This window comes from Streptomyces sp. NPDC002935 (assembly GCF_040611295.1).
Classification (GTDB): Bacteria; Actinomycetota; Actinomycetes; order Streptomycetales; family Streptomycetaceae; genus Streptomyces.
Genome location: NZ_JBEXNW010000037.1, coordinates 15,271 through 30,313, shown reverse-complemented (window position 1 = coordinate 30,313; position 15,043 = coordinate 15,271). Strand labels below are relative to the sequence as shown.

15 protein-coding genes are annotated in these 15,043 nt (G+C 72.0%); 6 read left to right on the top strand and 9 right to left on the bottom strand.

What is annotated here, in order from left to right; genetic code table 11:
- Positions 1–8 precede the first annotated feature (8 nt).
- Complete coding sequence (locus tag ABZX90_RS35415; RefSeq protein ID WP_351132653.1) at positions 9–647, top strand: TMEM175 family protein; 639 nt, start codon at positions 9–11, stop codon at positions 645–647.
- On the opposite strand, the gene ABZX90_RS35410 is transcribed toward ABZX90_RS35415, so the two are convergent.
- On the bottom strand, positions 587–2,014 hold the full coding sequence (locus ABZX90_RS35410) for an MFS transporter (protein WP_355212027.1): 1,428 nt from the start codon (positions 2,012–2,014) through the stop codon (positions 587–589). The genes ABZX90_RS35415 and ABZX90_RS35410 overlap by 61 nt on opposite strands.
- Positions 2,015–2,225: 211 nt before the next feature.
- On the opposite strand from ABZX90_RS35410, the gene ABZX90_RS35405 reads away from it, so the two are divergent.
- Entirely contained in the window at positions 2,226–2,627 is a 402-nt protein-coding gene (locus ABZX90_RS35405; protein WP_355211901.1) for a helix-turn-helix domain-containing protein, read from the top strand.
- A gap of 34 nt (positions 2,628–2,661) precedes the next feature.
- Here ABZX90_RS35405 and ABZX90_RS35400 read toward each other — a convergent pair whose 3' ends face one another.
- The 4 genes from ABZX90_RS35400 to ABZX90_RS35385 all read right to left on the bottom strand — a co-directional run bounded on the left by ABZX90_RS35400 (position 2,662) and on the right by ABZX90_RS35385 (position 5,868).
- On the bottom strand, positions 2,662–3,084 hold the full coding sequence (locus ABZX90_RS35400) for an acyl-CoA thioesterase (RefSeq protein ID WP_351132651.1): 423 nt from the start codon (positions 3,082–3,084) through the stop codon (positions 2,662–2,664).
- 114 nt (positions 3,085–3,198) lie between these two features.
- Positions 3,199–3,834 carry a hypothetical protein gene (locus ABZX90_RS35395; RefSeq protein WP_355211897.1) on the bottom strand — a complete coding sequence of 212 codons (636 nt, stop codon included), beginning with the start codon at positions 3,832–3,834 and terminating at the stop codon, positions 3,199–3,201.
- A gap of 54 nt (positions 3,835–3,888) precedes the next feature.
- Complete coding sequence (locus ABZX90_RS35390; protein ID WP_355212024.1) at positions 3,889–4,539, bottom strand: histidine phosphatase family protein; 651 nt, start codon at positions 4,537–4,539, stop codon at positions 3,889–3,891.
- 120 nt (positions 4,540–4,659) lie between these two features.
- Complete coding sequence (locus ABZX90_RS35385; RefSeq protein WP_355211894.1) at positions 4,660–5,868, bottom strand: pyridoxal phosphate-dependent aminotransferase; 1,209 nt, start codon at positions 5,866–5,868, stop codon at positions 4,660–4,662.
- A gap of 84 nt (positions 5,869–5,952) precedes the next feature.
- On the opposite strand from ABZX90_RS35385, the gene ABZX90_RS35380 reads away from it, so the two are divergent.
- A complete protein-coding gene (locus ABZX90_RS35380) occupies positions 5,953–6,591 on the top strand; it encodes a helix-turn-helix domain-containing protein (RefSeq protein ID WP_355211891.1) in 639 nt (212 codons plus the stop codon).
- Between the two features lie 103 nt (positions 6,592–6,694).
- On the opposite strand, the gene ABZX90_RS35375 is transcribed toward ABZX90_RS35380, so the two are convergent.
- Genes ABZX90_RS35375 through ABZX90_RS35365 form a run of 3 tightly spaced genes read right to left on the bottom strand, consistent with a single transcriptional unit; the run spans position 6,695 to position 10,365 of the window.
- Positions 6,695–7,537, bottom strand: coding sequence for a hypothetical protein (locus ABZX90_RS35375; RefSeq protein WP_351132643.1), 843 nt, complete (start codon positions 7,535–7,537; stop codon positions 6,695–6,697).
- The gene (locus ABZX90_RS35370) at positions 7,537–8,799 is read right to left on the bottom strand and encodes a VWA domain-containing protein (protein ID WP_351132641.1); all 1,263 of its coding nucleotides are present in this window, start codon (positions 8,797–8,799) and stop codon (positions 7,537–7,539) included. The genes ABZX90_RS35375 and ABZX90_RS35370 overlap by 1 nt, the downstream gene beginning before the upstream one ends.
- A 54-nt stretch (positions 8,800–8,853) precedes the next feature.
- Positions 8,854–10,365: an IucA/IucC family protein gene (locus ABZX90_RS35365; RefSeq protein WP_355211886.1), complete on the bottom strand. Its 1,512-nt coding sequence runs from the start codon at positions 10,363–10,365 to the stop codon at positions 8,854–8,856.
- Between the two features lie 93 nt (positions 10,366–10,458).
- Here ABZX90_RS35365 and ABZX90_RS35360 point away from each other — a divergent pair, with 93 nt between their 5' ends.
- Genes ABZX90_RS35360 through ABZX90_RS35350 form a run of 3 tightly spaced genes read left to right on the top strand, consistent with a single transcriptional unit; the run spans position 10,459 to position 13,224 of the window.
- The gene (locus ABZX90_RS35360) at positions 10,459–11,988 is read left to right on the top strand and encodes an IucA/IucC family protein (protein WP_355211883.1); all 1,530 of its coding nucleotides are present in this window, start codon (positions 10,459–10,461) and stop codon (positions 11,986–11,988) included.
- A 40-nt stretch (positions 11,989–12,028) separates the two neighbouring features.
- On the top strand, positions 12,029–12,943 hold the full coding sequence (locus ABZX90_RS35355) for a HipA family kinase (RefSeq protein WP_351132637.1): 915 nt from the start codon (positions 12,029–12,031) through the stop codon (positions 12,941–12,943).
- Complete coding sequence (locus tag ABZX90_RS35350) at positions 12,940–13,224, top strand: SelT/SelW/SelH family protein (RefSeq protein WP_355211880.1); 285 nt, start codon at positions 12,940–12,942, stop codon at positions 13,222–13,224. The genes ABZX90_RS35355 and ABZX90_RS35350 overlap by 4 nt, the downstream gene beginning before the upstream one ends.
- Positions 13,225–13,289: 65 nt before the next feature.
- Here the strand turns inward: ABZX90_RS35350 and aceB are convergent, their stop codons facing one another.
- Positions 13,290–14,924, bottom strand: a complete 1,635-nt coding sequence (gene aceB, locus ABZX90_RS35345) for a malate synthase A (protein WP_355211877.1) — start codon at positions 14,922–14,924, stop codon at positions 13,290–13,292.
- Between the last annotated feature and the right edge of the window lie 119 nt (positions 14,925–15,043).

The following is a 15,043-nucleotide window of genomic DNA, read 5'->3' as shown; positions in this document are numbered from 1 at the left end:
AGTCGGGCATGAACGAGTCGGGCCGCGTGGAGGCCTTCAGCGATGGCGTCTTCGCCATCGCCATCACCTTGCTGATCCTGGAGATCAAGGTCCCCGAAGCCGGTGAGGACGGCGGACTGTGGCACGCGCTCGGAGAGCAGTGGCCCTCCTATGCCGCCTACGTCGTCAGCTTCCTGGTGATCGGCATCATGTGGATCAACCACCACCAGGTCTTCAGCTACGTCGCCCGGGTCGACCGCACCCTGATGTTCCTGAACCTGCTCCTGCTGATGGTGGTGGCCGCCATTCCCTGGCCGACGGCGATGCTCGCGGAGTATCTCCGCGAGGGCAAGGCGTCCCATGTCGCCGCCGCCGTCTACAGCTTGGTCATGGTGGCCATGGCCCTCGCGTTCCAGGCGGTGTGGTGGCACCTCACCCGCACCGGGCGCCTTCTCGACAGCCGCGTCGATGTGGAGGCCGCCCGGCGCACCCGCGTCCGCTTCGCCCTCGGCTCCCTCGCCTATCCGGCGACGGTCGCGCTGTCCTTCGTCTCGGCGCCGCTGACCCTGGCGGCGCACGGGCTACTCGCGATCTACTACGGCTTCAATCAGGTGCCGGTGCCCGTCCGAACGCCCGACGCCGTCGGGTCGGTGGAAGAGGGTTCGTGAGGAGGTTCTTCCTCCGCCGAGGCGGTCGAGGAGTCCTGCCCGGGGCGCAGGAGGGCGGCGGTCAGCGTCAGGGCCGTCGCCGCGATGACCGTGGCCACCGTGAACGCCAGCCGGTAGCCGTCCGCCGTCGCCGCGACGACGTGTTCGCCCGCTCCCGTCAGGCGCTCGGTGCGGCTCGCCGCCAGTGTCGTCAGTACGGCCAGCCCCAGTGAACCGCCCACCACCTGCGTGGTGTTGAAGAGCCCGGAGGCCAGACCCGCGTCCTTCGGCCGGGCGCCCGACATGGCCAGCCCCGTCACCGCGGGCATCGCGGCGGCGAACCCCGCGGAGAGCAGGAGCAGCGGGCGCAGGACGTCGGCGACGTACGACCCGTCGACCGGAGCCCGGCTGAGCAGGGCCATGCCCGCCGTGATGAGGGCGAGTCCGGCGAGCAGGACACGGTACGGGCCGAAGCGGGCGATCGTGCGCGCCGACAGGCTCAGCATCAGCACGCCGATGGTGATCGGCGCGGGCAGGAACGCCGTGCCGGTCAGCAACTCGCTGTAGCCGAGCACGCGTTGCAGGTAGAGCGCGCCGATGTACTGGAAGCCGTACATCCCGGCGATCATCAGGATCTGCACGCCGTTGGCGCTCGTCAGGGTCCGGGAGCGCAGCAGCCGCAGCCGCAGCAGGGGGCGTTCGGCCCGTGTCTGGCGCACGGTGAAGCCGGCGAAGAGGGCGAGCGCGAGGACGCCGAGGGCGAGTGTGCCGCCGAGGCCCCGCTCCCCGGCGCCGACGATCGTGTACACCGTCAGCATCAGCGCACCGGTGACCAGGACCGCGCCGGGATAGTCGGCGCCCCTGCCGAGGCCGGCTCCCTTGTCCGGGGCGAGGATCCGCAGCGCGGCGGCCCAGGCCAGGACGCCGATCGGCAGGTTGATCAGAAAGATCCAGTGCCAGTCGAGAGCCTGCGTCAACGCGCCGCCGAGGAAGGTGCCGAGCGCCCCGCCCGCCGCGCCGACCGCGCTGAACACCGCGATGGCGCGGCCCTGTTCGCGGGGCTCGGGGAAGAGCGCCACGAGCATGCCGAGGACGACGGCCGAGGTCATCGCCCCGCCGACCCCCTGAAGAGCGCGGGCCGCGATCAGCGTGCCCCGGCCGCCTGCGACCCCGCACAGCACCGACGCCGCGGTGAACACGGCGAGCCCGGCCGTGAACATCCGCTTGCGGCCCACCAGGTCGCCGAGCCTCCCCACGAGCAACAGCAGGCCGCCGAACGGGATCAGATACGCGTTCACGACCCAGGCGAGCCCGGGAGCGGAGAAGCCGAGGTCGCTCTGGATGGCGGGCATGGCCACGGTGACGATGTTCCCGTCCAGGATCGTCATCAGCGTGCCCGCGCACAGGACGACGAGCGAGGCCCACCGGGAGTACGTTCGTGGTGTCGGCGAGCTTGCCGGTTCGGTCCGGGACAGCATGACGGTGACCTCCGTGTTCTCCATGGACCGCCGCGGTCCCATGGCCGATCTCCCTTGGTGCACGACTTGTAACGGGGTACATCGTCAGTGACCATGGAGACCGGCGTAAGGAGGCACCTCGATGTCCCAGGGGAACACCGGTGTTACCTCGCAGGCAGTGCTCGCGCAGGCGTGCCCGGTCCGCGAGGTTCTTGACAGGGTCGCCGGGAAATGGAGCGTGCTGATCATCGTGGCCGCCGCGCACGGCCCGATCCGCTTCACCGAACTGGAGCGCAGCATCGAGGGGATCAGCCGCCGCATGCTGACCCTCACCCTGCGCAACCTCGAGCGCGACGGCCTCGTCACGCGCACCGTCCATCCCACGGTGCCACCGAAGGTCGAGTACGAACTGACTCCGGTGGCCCGCGAGTTGCACGCGACGCTGCTCTCCCTGACCGACTGGGCCGAGCGGCACCGCGTCACGATCGCCGAGTCCCGCGCGGCCTACGACGCCGAACACCGGCCGGAGTCGCTCGACGCGTAGGCCGTGCGACGCGTGGCGGGCCGGCCCGGAGAGGTCAGAGCCCCAGTGGGCCCGGGTCGGTGGCCAGTGACTTGAAGCCGTCCCGCGGGTCGGACACCAGGCGGCGCTCCGTGAGGTCCATCAGCCCGCCGACCGCCGTGATCTCGGCGGCCACCGTGCCGTCCGTCTTCCTGATGGTCTGCTCGATACGGAAACTCTTGCCCTCGCCCCAGAGGAAGACGCACGTCACCTCGACCTCGTCTCCGGCCCGCAGCTCGCGCCGGTAGCGGATGGTCGTCTCCAGCGTGACCGGGCCCACGCCCCGGGCCACCAGGGCGGCCTGGCTGATCCCGGCGGCCTGGAGCACCGACCAGCGGGCGTGCTCGGCGTACTGGAGATACACGCTCTGGTTGAGATGCCCCTGCATATCGGTCTCGTACCCGCGAACGGTCACGGGGACGAAAAACGGCTCTGCCACGACTTTCCCTTCGACGACTGCGACTGCTTCCACGACTGCAACTGCCTACCCGACCGCGACGGCGCGAGACCGCGACTGCCGGGCTCCCTCGGGGTACTGCCGCCGGCACGCGCCTCACGCCCGTCGCGGCGAGGCCAGGGCGTACCGGGCGCCCGTGCGCGGTTCCGTGTGCTCGCCGACCTGCCAGCCCGCCTTCTCCAGCGTGGCCGCGCAGGCCCGCAGCGCCTCGGGGTCTGGCTCGCGCACGGCGACGGCCTCCGGCTGTGGTGTCGCCCGGACCCGGTATCCGCCGCCCTCCGCCCCCGCGGGCCGGTGCCCCGCCGCCTCCAGCGCGAGCGCGGCGGCCTGCACCAGGTGCGTACGCTCCCAGGCGCACGGACGGTCGGTGGCGCCGTCCGGGCGGGTCATCCGGCGCAGCTCCAGGAGCCCCTGCCAGGCGCTGTGCACCTCCCGCAGCCGTGCGGGGCCCGCCTCGGCCCCCGCCTCGCCGCCGATCCGCGCCGCGAACACCCCGGACGCGGCCGGAGCGGCCACCTCCTCGGCGCCGGCCGGCTCGGGAGTTCCGGGTGTCTTGCGCAGCCGATGCCCGGCCGGCGTCAGGAAGTGGTCGCGCGGGGGACGCGGATGACGGAAGGCGAGCCCCCGCTTCACCAGTGCGGCGAGCTGGGCCTCGGTGCCCCTAAGCCGCCCCGTCACGGGGTCGGCGGCATCGATGACGCGCCGCTGTGCGGCGGTTGGCGGTCGTGTCACGGCGCGCTCCCTCCACCACCGGGTGGTGCCACGGCGCTCGTCCCCGGCCGAGGGTCAGTGCCTCTTCGGCTCCTCGTCCGCCGGGGCGAGCGGTTCATGGGAACAGTACGCGTCGGGTCTGACATTCCAGCCGGCCACCACATGCCGCCGGTGCTCGGTGCTCAGCCGGCTCATGGTCCCGGTGCCGAGCTGGAAGAGGGCGCCGGACTGGGCGGTCAGCCCGAGCCGCCGCGCGGTCAGCACCCGCAGGAAGTGGCCGTGCGAGACGACGACCACGCTGCCCTCCGACTCGGAGAGCGCCGCGTCGATCCTGGCCAGCATCCGCTCGGCGCGCGCCCCGACCTCGTCCGGGCTCTCCCCGGGGTGCTCGGGCGGCCCGGCCGCGACACCGTCCGTGAACAGGAACCAGTCGGGCCGCTCCCGTTGGATCTCGACGGTCGTGATCCCCTCGTACCCGCCGTAGTCCCACTCGGAGAGGTCGGCGTCGACGCGCGCGCCGCCGATGCCGGCCAGCTGAGCCGTCTCCCGCGCGCGCCGCATCGGGCTGACGAAGGCCGCCGCGATGTGATGCCGGGCGATCAGCGGAGCGAGTCTGCGCGCCTGCTCCCGGCCGTTGTCGGTGAGCGGGACATCGGTCGACCCCGTGTGCCGCCCGGACATCGACCATTCGGTCTCACCGTGCCGTACGAGGAGCAGGTCACCCATCGCCGCGCCCTTCCGTCCCTGCGTCAGCTGCTGTCCCTCGTACGGTGCCATCGGGCGGCCCCGGCCGCAGCACCGGCTCCTCCGGTCGGCCCCACTCCGATCCCCCGTCCGCCCGGTTCCCTACTGCCGGTACCCGCTCAGGAACCGCCCGATCCGGCTGATCGCCGCGTCCAGGTCGTCGGCGTGCGGGAGGGTGAGAATGCGGAAATGGTCGGGGCGCGGCCAGTTGAAACCGGTGCCCTGGACGACCTGGATCTTCTCGCGCAGCAGCAGGTCCAGGACGAACTTCTCGTCGTCGTGGATCGGGTGGACCGCCGGGTCGATGCGCGGGAACGCGTACAGCGCGCCCTTGGGTTTCACGCACGAGACCCCGGGGATCTCGTTGAGCTTCTCCCAGGCGCGGTCGCGCTGCTCGCGGAGCCGGCCGCCGGGCCCGGTCAGCTCGTGGATCGACTGGCGGCCGCCGAGTGCGGCCTGGATGGCGTACTGCGCCGGAGCGTTGGCGCACAGCCGCATGGAGGCCAGCATCGTCAGCCCCTCCAGATAGTTGCGCGCGTGCTGCTTGGGGCCCGTGACGACCAGCCAGCCCGAACGGAATCCGGCGACGCGGTACGTCTTCGACAGGCCGCAGAAGGTGAGGACGACCAGGTCGGGGGCGAGTGCGGCGGCCGAGTGGTGCACGGCGTCGTCGTACAGGATCTGGTCGTAGATCTCGTCGGCGAACACCATCAGGCCGTGGCGGCGGGCGAGATCGAGGATGCCCTCGACGATCTCCTTCGGATAGACCGCGCCCGTCGGGTTGTTGGGGTTGATGATGACGACCGCGCGGGTCCGGTCGGTGATCTTCGCCGCCATGTCGTCCAGGTCCGGGTACCACTCGGACTGTTCGTCGCAGAGGTAATGCACCGCCTTGCCGCCGGCGAGCGTGGTGACGGCCGTCCAGAGCGGGAAGTCCGGGGCGGGGATCAGGACTTCGTCGCCGTCCTCGACCAGGGCCTGTACGGCCATGGAGACCAGCTCCGAGACACCGTTGCCGAGGAAGACGTCGTCCACGCCGACATCCAGGCCCCGGTCCTGGTAGCGCTGGGCGACGGCCCGGCGGGCGGACAGGACGCCGCGCGAGTCGGTGTAGCCGTGCGCCCGGGGCAGCATCCGGATCATGTCCTGGAGGATCTCCTCCGGCGCCTCGAATCCGAAGAGGGCGGGGTTGCCGGTGTTGAGGCGCAGCACGCTGTGGCCCGCCGCCTCCAGTGCGTCGGCGTGCTCGATCACCGGGCCGCGGATCTCGTAACAGACCTCGCTGAGCTTGCTCGACTGCCGGAACTCCATGCGCTGCGCCCTCCGGTTGTGGTGTTGCTTGGTTTTACCAAGTAGAAGCTTGGAAAGTCCAACAAGATAGCTAGACTGCGTCGCATGTCACCGCGCCGAAGCTACGACCAGTACTGTTCCGCCGCCCGTGCCCTCGATGCCGTCGGGGACCGGTGGACCCTCCTGATCGTCCGCGAGCTGCTCGGCGGACCGCGCCGCTACACGGATCTGCACGCCGATCTGCCGGGCGTCAGCACCGACGTCCTCGCCTCCCGGCTCAAGGACATGGAGCGCGACGAGCTGACCACCCGGCGGCGCCTGCCACCTCCGGGTGCCGCCTATGTCTACGAACTCACCTCTCGCGGACGTGAGTTGCTGCCCGTGCTCCAGGCGCTCGGGGAGTGGGGCGCGCCCGCGCTGGGCGAGCGGCGGCCCACCGACGCCGTACGGGCGCACTGGTTCGCGCTGCCCCTGCTGCGCGGGCTGGACGCCGCCGGGGCGGGGGAGGGGCTGGTCGAAGTCCACCTGGACGAGGGCCGGTTCCATGTGTGGCTGGGCGCCGGGGAAGGCCCGCTCTACGGGGACGGCACCGCTCCGCGGGAGCCGGACGCCCGGCTCACGCTGGACACCCGCACGTGCGAGGCCATGAGCCGGGGGACCTCGACGCTGCTCGACGCGCTGCGCGAGGGGAGCGTCGACGTGGCGGGCGAGGGAACCCTGGCCAAGGCGCTGCGCGAGGTGTGACCCCGCCGGGCACCTGCCGCGCACCTCGCCACCGCGCTTGAGAGGCCGAACGGCCCGCCGCGCTCCCGTCCGGGAGCACGGCGGGCCTCAGCCGTCGTACGGGTCAGGCGCCCGGCGGGATCCGCGAAGGACGTCCGGTGCCCCGCGTCAGCGCGTATCCGCCGATGCCCGCGAGGGCCGCGAGGATGCCGCCGACCGCGGTCCACACCCAGCGGTCGGACCACCAGCCGCTGGTCCAGCCGTCGTCGGGTTCGAGCGAGGACAGCGCCGCCGTCGGGGAGTCGGACTCCTCGTCGGACTTCTCGGCCGCGGTGGCGATGCCCGGGACCAACGGCTTGGCGAGCGAGCCGTCGACCGCGGCCGAACCGCCGATGTCCTTGGAGTCCACCCGGACTTCCGTGCTCAGCGGCAGACCCAGGTCCGCCGCCCCCAGGCCGGTGGCCGTGAGCCGGATGTAATAGGTGCCCGGCAGCGGGTCGTCGGCCCAGGTCTCCGACCAGGCGCGAACCGTACGCAGGGTGCAGGACAGCTCCACGGAGGCCGCGTCCGTCGCCACCGTCCGGGTCTGCGCCCCGTACTGGCAGGCCTGACGGCGCCGCAGACCGTCGTACACGTCGATCTGCCAGGTCTGGGAGGAGGCGCGCTTGGACGCCTCGGGCAGCTTCACCGTCGCCTTCACGGTGGGCCGCTGCCCGGCGTCCGCGGGGAACGACCAGTACAGGTAGTCACCCGTGGAACCGCCGGCGGTGGCCTGCGTGTCCTGTTCGATCTCGGTCGCTGTACGGAACGACGTACCGGCCTCGGTGGGCGCGGAGTCGTCACCCGAGGGGCTCGCGGACGGTGAGGAGTCGGCGACGGCCGGGGAAGCGGCCGCTCCGAGCAGCGCGGGCGCCGCGGCGACCCCCGCGAGTAGCACGGCGGTGCTCAGCACACGTCGGATACGCATCAGTTGGTCCTCCAGACCGAGAACCGCCAGCGGGAGATCCAGCCCCACAGCACACCGGCGAGGAAGCCGGTCAGCACCAGGGCGCCGAGCAGCCACCAGCCGCGCCCGAGGCCGAAGGAGGCCACGTCACCCGCCTGGTCGGGGCCGTCGACGACGTCGACGGTCAGCTCCAGCGGCAGTCCGGGCGTGGTCTTCACACCCGACGCGGCCGAGAAGGAGTTGGAAACCTGCAGACACACGACCTCGGCGGCCGCGTTCTCGTCGTCGCTCTCGGCCTTCGGATAGCGCAGACCGGTCGAGACGACATCGGTGCGGCCGTTCCCGGCCGCCTCGCCGCGCACGATCTCCCGGCCGTGCACGGTGACGGCACGCAGCAACACCCCGTAGTCGGGGTTGACCTGACGGTCGGCCGCGATGCTCACCGAGGCACGCAGCTCCTTGCCCGGCTCGACCTCCACGCGGTACCAGCGGTGCTGCGCGAACTCCTCACGGTCGGTGTAGAGGCCCGACTTGACGGCGGGCGCGCCGGTGCACGAGTCGGTGCCCTCCACGGCCACCGGCTTCACCACCGGATCGGCGGCACGGTCCACCAACTGGTTCACGCGATCGCTGAGTTGCTCCTTGTGCTCCACCGAGGTGTACGTGCCACCGGTGGCCTCGGCGATGCAGCTCAGCTGCTTGCTCACCTTGACGTTGGGGACCAGCCCCAGCGTGTCGATGGTCAGGTTGATGCCCTTGGCCGCGATCTCGCGGGCCACCTGGCACGGATCGAGCGGCTGGCAGGTGTCCTCGCCGTCGCTGATCAGCACGATGCGACGGGTGCCCTCACCGCCTTCGAGGTCGTCGGCCGCCTTGAGCAGGGCGGGGCCTATCGGGGTCCAGCCGGTCGGGTTGAGGGTCGCGACGGCGGTCTTGGCCTCGGTGCGGTCCAGGGTCCCCACCGGGTAGAGCTGGGCCGTGTCCTTGCAGCCCGTCTTGCGGTCGTCCCCCGGATAGTTGGCGCCGAGGGTGCGGATGCCGAGCTGCACCTCCTCCGGCGTCGCGTCGAGCACTTCGTTGAACGCCTGCTTCGCCGCGGACATCCGCGACTCGCCGTCGATGTCCCGGGCCCGCATCGAACCGCTGACGTCCAGCAGGAGTTCGACCTTGGGAGCGGTCGCCGTGGTTTCGTCGGCGACCGCTCCGGCCGGGAAGGCGATCCCGGCGGCCAGGGCGGCGAGCAGGGCGCAGACGCCCGCCGCCAGCCGTTGTCTTGTGATCATCGGCGGATCCTATTGATCAAAGGTGCCGCGCGTAAAAACGAGAGGTGTCCCGCTTCACGACGAGCCGGGTCCGGCGAGTGGCTGAGGAAGACGTGTCCACAGGTCACCGGGGGTCTCGGGGGACAGGCGCATCAATGTCAGCGCCTTGGTGGGCAACGGCTCGCCGAGGAGCGCGGGGAGGTCCGCGGTGCGCGGAAGGTCCGGTGCGACCGTTTCGAGGGCCTCGCGCAGCGCGGCCGCCGAGCCCGCCGTCGCGCCCAGCGCGCCGCCGACGAGGGAACCGAAGAGCTTGCGGCGCAGGGCGGTCTCGTCGTCCGTGACGATGCGTCCGGACAGCCGCGGGAGCGGGATGCCGTGGCGGGCCAGCCGGGCCGGGCTCACCCGGATGTCGGCCAGGTCACGGTAGACGAGCCGGACGGGGGAACCGGCACGGTCGAGGATCACGAGCAGGTTCTGGCCGTGCGCCTCCAGGGCCACCCCGAGCTCCAGCAGCTCCAGGCCCACGGTGAGCACGAGCAGGGTGAACTCCGCCAGCCAGGAAGCCTTTTCGGGCAGCGGGGTCAGCGGAAGGGCCGCCACCGGCACGCACCGCTCGCCCGCACCCGCGTACCCGTCCGGCGACTCCCGCACCACCGCCGCGAGATCGGGGAAACCGGCGGTGGCCGCGCCGAGCGTGCGGGTGATGTGCAGCGGCGCGTCCAGGCGTGCCGTCATCTCCTCCATGAACGCCGAGACCGTGCCGGCCGTCTCCACCGAGTACACCGAGATGTCCCGCACCGACGAGGTCAGCCGGGCGCTCAACGCCGTCTTCACATGCTGTCCGTCCGGCACCGCGAGGGTGCGCAGAGACATCAACGGGCGGGCGGCGAAGCCCTCCTGGACCGGCGCGTCCAGCACATGAGCGCTCTGCCAGGGATGCACCGGGATCAGCACGCGCTCCCCGTCCCGCAGCCACTTCGGCCACTCGCCCGTGACGAGAGCACCGTCCACCGCCACCAGGCCCAACTCCACCGACGGCCGGTGCTCCGGCCCGTACGCGAGCTGCTCGGCCACCGAGAACCCGGGCCGCGCACGGCAGTTGGGGTGATAAGGATGCCCGTCGACGATCCGCTGCTCCCACACCCAGCTCGCCTCGGGCGCTCCGGGGGAGTCGTCGGACGCCCGGTCCGCCCGCGACAGCGCCAAGGAGGCCACGCTGTCGGCGAGTTCGGCGGCGAAGGCGGGACCGTGCGGCACGCCGAGGGCGTCGACGAGCAGCTCCGGACGGTCGTACGTCCGCTCATCGAGCCGCACTTCGGTGACGTAACCGGAGGTGGCGTACGGGTCGGCGTGCGGTCCGTGCAGCCGGCGGCCGTCCGTCAGCCGGAGCGTGAGGCCGTCGCGGCCGGCCTCGCGGCGGGCGATCCACGGCAGCGGCTCGTACGCCAGCGCACGCCACAGACGGGTCAGCACGGCCGCCCGCGCTCCGGGCAGAGCCTCCGCGTACGGCGCCGACAGACCGGGGCGTACGACGCTCAGTTCGTCGGCGAACGCCGCCTCGGTGTCGGGCGTGGAGGGACGGTGCACAGGCGGGCTCCTTGGGTACGGGGACTGCGTCGAGATCGTCCGCCGGGGCAGACATACTGATCACCAGTGCACCGTATGAATCGAATGGACCGGATGGATCGCGTGGATTTCAAGCCGACCGTGTTCGCCCAGCTCATCCAGGGCGACATGGACGAGGCCGCCGACGCGTACGCCGCCGCGCCGTTGCTCAATTGTCTCCTTCGCGAACTGGCGGAACCCACGCGGGAGCCGGGCGTCCACCGGTTCCGCTCCGGTGGCCGGACACTGCGCGTACGCGGGACACGGCGCCCCGTCGAACCCGAGGTGTACGCCGACGGGACCTGGCGGCGGCTCACCCACCCGGAACTGGTCGCGCTCGCCGCCGAGGAACTGCTCCGCCGCACCGGCCTGGCCAACCCCGGGCTGCCCGCCGAGATGACCGACAGCAGGAACGTCGTCGCGGCCCTCCTCGGCGCCCGCGCCCGCACGACGCCGCCCGAGGACCCGTACCTGCGCTCCGAGCAGTCCCTGATCATGGGGCACCCGTACCACCCGGCGCCCAAGGCCCGCGGCGGCGGCCCGGCCGCCGGCTGGCTGCCGTACGCCCCCGAGGCATACGCCCGCTTCCCGCTGGAGCTGCTCGCGGTGCGCGAGGACGCGGTCGTCGAGGAGGGCGACACGAGGCCGCTCGACGCGCTGGGCCAGGCCCCGCCCGGCTACCGGCTGCTGCCCGCCCACCCCTGGCAGCTCGACCTGACCGGCGCCCGCCCGGCGATCCGGGACGCCTTCGCCGACGGCCGGCTCGTCCGCCTCGGACCCACCGCCCGCCCGCTGTGGCCGACGGCCGCCATCCGCACGCTCTACGCCCCCGAGGACGACCTGTTCGTCAAGTTCAGCCTCGATGTGCGCATCACCAACGACATCCGCCGGCTGTGGAAGCACGACCTGCTGAAGATGCGCGCCACCGACGCGGCGACCGCGGCCGCCTTCGACGCCCTGCGGGGGCCCGCCGCCTGGCTGAGCGACCGCGGCTACCGCACCGCCGACTTCGCCTTCGAGGAACTCGCCGTCCTGGGCCGCGACGGACTGCGCGACCACCTCGTGCCCGGCGCCACCCCACTGCTCGCCGCCGCCCTCGTGGAAGGCTTCGACGGCAGCCCGCTCGACCGGCTCACCGACCCCTCGGCCTGGTGGGCCGCGTACCTCCGCCAGGTGGTGCCCCCGGTGCTGGAGGCGTTCGCACACCACGGAGTCGTCGTCGAGGCCCATCTGCAGAACACCGTGGTGGCCGTGGACGGTGACGGCATGCCCGTCCAGGCACTGTTCCGGGACGCGGAGGGAGTGAAACTGCTGCCGGGGGTGACCCGCGCGGCCGGCTGGGAACGGCTCGTGTACTGCCTGGTGGTCAACCACCTCGCCGAGCTGGCCGCCCTCCTCGCCGAGCGGTTCCCGGGCGCGGACCTCTGGCCCGCCGTACGACGGGAACTCCACCGCCACGCCGCGGACCACGACCTCCCCGAGATCACCGCGCTGCTCTCCTCGCCCACCCTCCCGGGCAAGACCAATCTGCTGCTCCGCTGGACGGGCGCGGACGGCGCCGACGCGCGGTATGTGCCACTGCCGAACCCCCTGGCCGGCACCTGATGCCCGGGCCGGGGCGACGAGCTGATTTACAGTGTCAGGTGTGCTCCGCGACGTGAACGCTGTTCGATACGTGACCCCGCTGACGGCGGGCGGCTCCGTGCCCGGAGTCGTCGAGGCCGACGACCTGGGGACCTACGTCGTGAAGTTCACCGGTGCCGCCCAGGGCCACAAGGCGCTGGTCGCCGAGATCATCGTCGGTGAGCTGGCCCGCGCCCTCGGGCTGCGCTTCCCCGAGCTGGTGCTCGTCCACTTCGATCCGGCCGTCGGCGGGCACGAGCCCCACCAGGAGGTCCAGGACCTGCTCCGGGCCAGTGCCGGGCTCAACCTCGGCATGGACTACCTGCCGGGCGCGAAGGACTTCACCCCGGAGATCGCGCGGACCTTCCCCGTGGACCCGCTGGAGGCGGGCAAGGTGATCTGGCTGGACGCCCTGACGGTCAACGTGGACCGCACGGTGCACAGCTCGAACCTGATGGTCTGGCCCACCTTCGGTATCGCGCCGCCCCGGCTCTGGCTGATCGACCACGGCGCCGCCCTCGTCTTCCACCACCGCTGGGACGCCTCGTCGCCGGAGAAGGCGTACGACTTCCGGCGCCACGCGCTCGGCGGCCACCACCCGGACACCCGCGCGGCCGACGCCGAGCTCGCGCCCCGGGTGACGGAGGAACTGCTGCGCTCGGTCCTGGCCGAGGTGCCCGACGCCTGGCTCACGGACGAGCCCGGCTTCGCGAGCCCGGGCGCGGTCCGCGAGGCCTACGTCGGCTATCTCCTCGCCCGCGTCCGCGCCTCCGCCGCCTGGCTGCCCACGGACTTCCCGAGCCGCGAGCAGCTCGCCGCCGAGGACGCCGATCGCGCGGAGCGGACCCAGCGGGGGCGGCCCGACTGGCTCAAGCGGGTCCCGGATCTGCACGGCAAACCGGCGGCGGAACAGGATTGGTCGGTGCATCTCGGATGACAGAGGGTCGGCGTGTCCAGATCGAGTACTGCACCCAGTGCCGCTGGCTGCCCCGCGCGGCCTGGCTGGCGCAGGAACTGCTCACCACTTTCGAGGCGGAGCTCGACGAGCTGTCCCTGAAGCCCGGCACCGGCGGCGTCTTCGTCGTACGGGTCGACGACGAGGTGGTCTGGGACCGCCGCGAGCAGGGGTTCCCCGAGCCCACGGCGGTCAAGCGCCTGGTACGCGACCGAGTGGCCCCGGAGAGATCCCTGGGCCACTCGGACGGACCGGCGAACTGAGACCGGCGAAGTGAGACCGGTGAACTGAGGCAGCGGTCGTCGGTCGCCGGTCGGCCGGGACCGGGTCAGTCGGCGAGCTGCTCGTACGCGGGCAGCGTCAGGAAGTCCGCGTAGTCCTCGTCCAGCGCGACCGTCAGGAGCAGGTCGTGCGCCTGCTGCCAGCGGCCGGCCGCGAAGGCCTCCTCGCCGATCTCGGCGCGGATGTCCGCGAGTTCCCGCGCGGCGATCTCGCGGGTCAGCTCCGGGGTGGCGGCCACGGTCTTCCCGTCGTGCTCGAAGACGACACCGGCGTTGATCCACTGCCAGATCTGCGAGCGCGAGATCTCGGCGGTGGCGGCGTCCTCCATGAGGTTGAAGATGGCGACCGCGCCGAGGCCGCGCAGCCAGGCCTCGATGTAACGGATGCCGACCTGCACGGCGTTGACCAGACCGTCGTACGTCGGCCGGGCGTCGAGCGAGTCGACGGCGATGAGGTCGCCGGGCGCGACCGACACGTCCTCGCGCAGCCGGTCCTTCTGGTTCGGCCGGTCGCCGAGCACGGCGTCGAAGGAGGCCATCGCGATCGGGACGAGGTCGGGGTGGGCCACCCACGAGCCGTCGAAGCCGTCGCCCGCCTCACGGTCCTTGTCGGCCTTGACCTTCTCGAAGGCGACCTTGTTGACCTCTTCGTCGCGCCGCGAGGGGATGAAGGCGGCCATGCCGCCGATCGCGTGGGCGCCGCGCCTGTGGCAGGTGCGGACGAGGAGTTCGGTGTACGCGCGCATGAACGGGGCCGTCATCGTCACCGCGTTGCGGTCCGGCAGGACGAACTTGGTACCGCCGTCACGGAAGTTCTTGACGATGGAGAAGAGGTAGTCCCAGCGGCCGGCGTTCAACCCGGAGGCGTGGTCGCGGAGTTCGTAGAGGATCTCGTCCATCTCGTACGCGGCCGTGATCGTCTCGATGAGGACGGTCGCGCGGACCGTGCCCTGCGGGATGCCGACGTAGTCCTGCGCGAAGACGAACACGTCGTTCCACAGGCGGGCTTCGAGGTGCGACTCCGTCTTCGGCAGGTAGAAGTACGGGCCCTTGCCGAGGTCGAGCAGCCGCCGCGCGTTGTGGAAGAAGTACAGGCCGAAGTCGACCAGCGCGCCGGGCACGGGCGTGCCGTCGGCGGCGACGAGGTGACGCTCGTTCAGGTGCCAGCCGCGTGGCCGCATCACGACGGTCGCGAGTTCCTCGTTCGCCTTCAGGGCGTACGACTTGCCGGAGCCCGGGTCGGTGAAGTCGATGGCGCGGGTGTAGGCGTCGATCAGGTTGAGCTGGCCGAGGACCACGTTCTCCCAGGTGGGCGCCGAGGCGTCCTCGAAGTCCGCGAGCCACACCCGGGCACCGGAGTTGAGAGCGTTGATGGTCATCTTGCGGTCGGTGGGGCCGGTGATCTCGACACGGCGGTCGTTCAGCGCGGCCGGAGCGGGGGCCACCTTCCAGGAGTCGTCCGCGCGGATCGCGGCGGTCTCCGGGAGGAAGTCGAGCGTGGAGGTGCGGGCGATCTCGGCGCGGCGCTCCGCGCGGCGGGCGAGGAGCTCGTCACGCCGGGGCGTGAACAGCCGGTGCAGCTCGGCCACGAAGCCGAGGGCCGCGTCGGTGAGGACCTCTTCCTGCCGGGGCAGGGGCTCGGCGTCGACGATGGCCAGCGGGGACGGCGCTGGTGCGGACATGAGCTGTCACTTCCTTCAGCGAGCTACGTGCGGGCGAGCTGTGTACGGGCCATGCGAGCGAACCATGTGCGGCGCCACCGCGCCTGGCACCCGGTGCCGTGGCGCGCGGGGATGGCGCC

Coding starts and splice junctions, on each gene's coding strand:
- ABZX90_RS35350 (WP_355211880.1), top strand. CDS start 12,940: ATGACAGAGGGTCGGCGTGTCCAGATCGAGTACTGCACCCAGTGCCGC.
- ABZX90_RS35410 (WP_355212027.1), bottom strand. CDS start 2,014: ATGACGATCCTGGACGGGAACATCGTCACCGTGGCCATGCCCGCCATC.
- ABZX90_RS35360 (WP_355211883.1), top strand. CDS start 10,459: ATGGATCGCGTGGATTTCAAGCCGACCGTGTTCGCCCAGCTCATCCAG.
- ABZX90_RS35415 (WP_351132653.1), top strand. CDS start 9: ATGAACGAGTCGGGCCGCGTGGAGGCCTTCAGCGATGGCGTCTTCGCC.
- aceB (WP_355211877.1), bottom strand. CDS start 14,924: ATGTCCGCACCAGCGCCGTCCCCGCTGGCCATCGTCGACGCCGAGCCC.
- ABZX90_RS35385 (WP_355211894.1), bottom strand. CDS start 5,868: ATGGAGTTCCGGCAGTCGAGCAAGCTCAGCGAGGTCTGTTACGAGATC.
- ABZX90_RS35375 (WP_351132643.1), bottom strand. CDS start 7,537: ATGCGTATCCGACGTGTGCTGAGCACCGCCGTGCTACTCGCGGGGGTC.
- ABZX90_RS35370 (WP_351132641.1), bottom strand. CDS start 8,799: ATGATCACAAGACAACGGCTGGCGGCGGGCGTCTGCGCCCTGCTCGCC.
- ABZX90_RS35390 (WP_355212024.1), bottom strand. CDS start 4,539: ATGGGTGACCTGCTCCTCGTACGGCACGGTGAGACCGAATGGTCGATG.
- ABZX90_RS35405 (WP_355211901.1), top strand. CDS start 2,226: ATGTCCCAGGGGAACACCGGTGTTACCTCGCAGGCAGTGCTCGCGCAG.
- ABZX90_RS35380 (WP_355211891.1), top strand. CDS start 5,953: ATGTCACCGCGCCGAAGCTACGACCAGTACTGTTCCGCCGCCCGTGCC.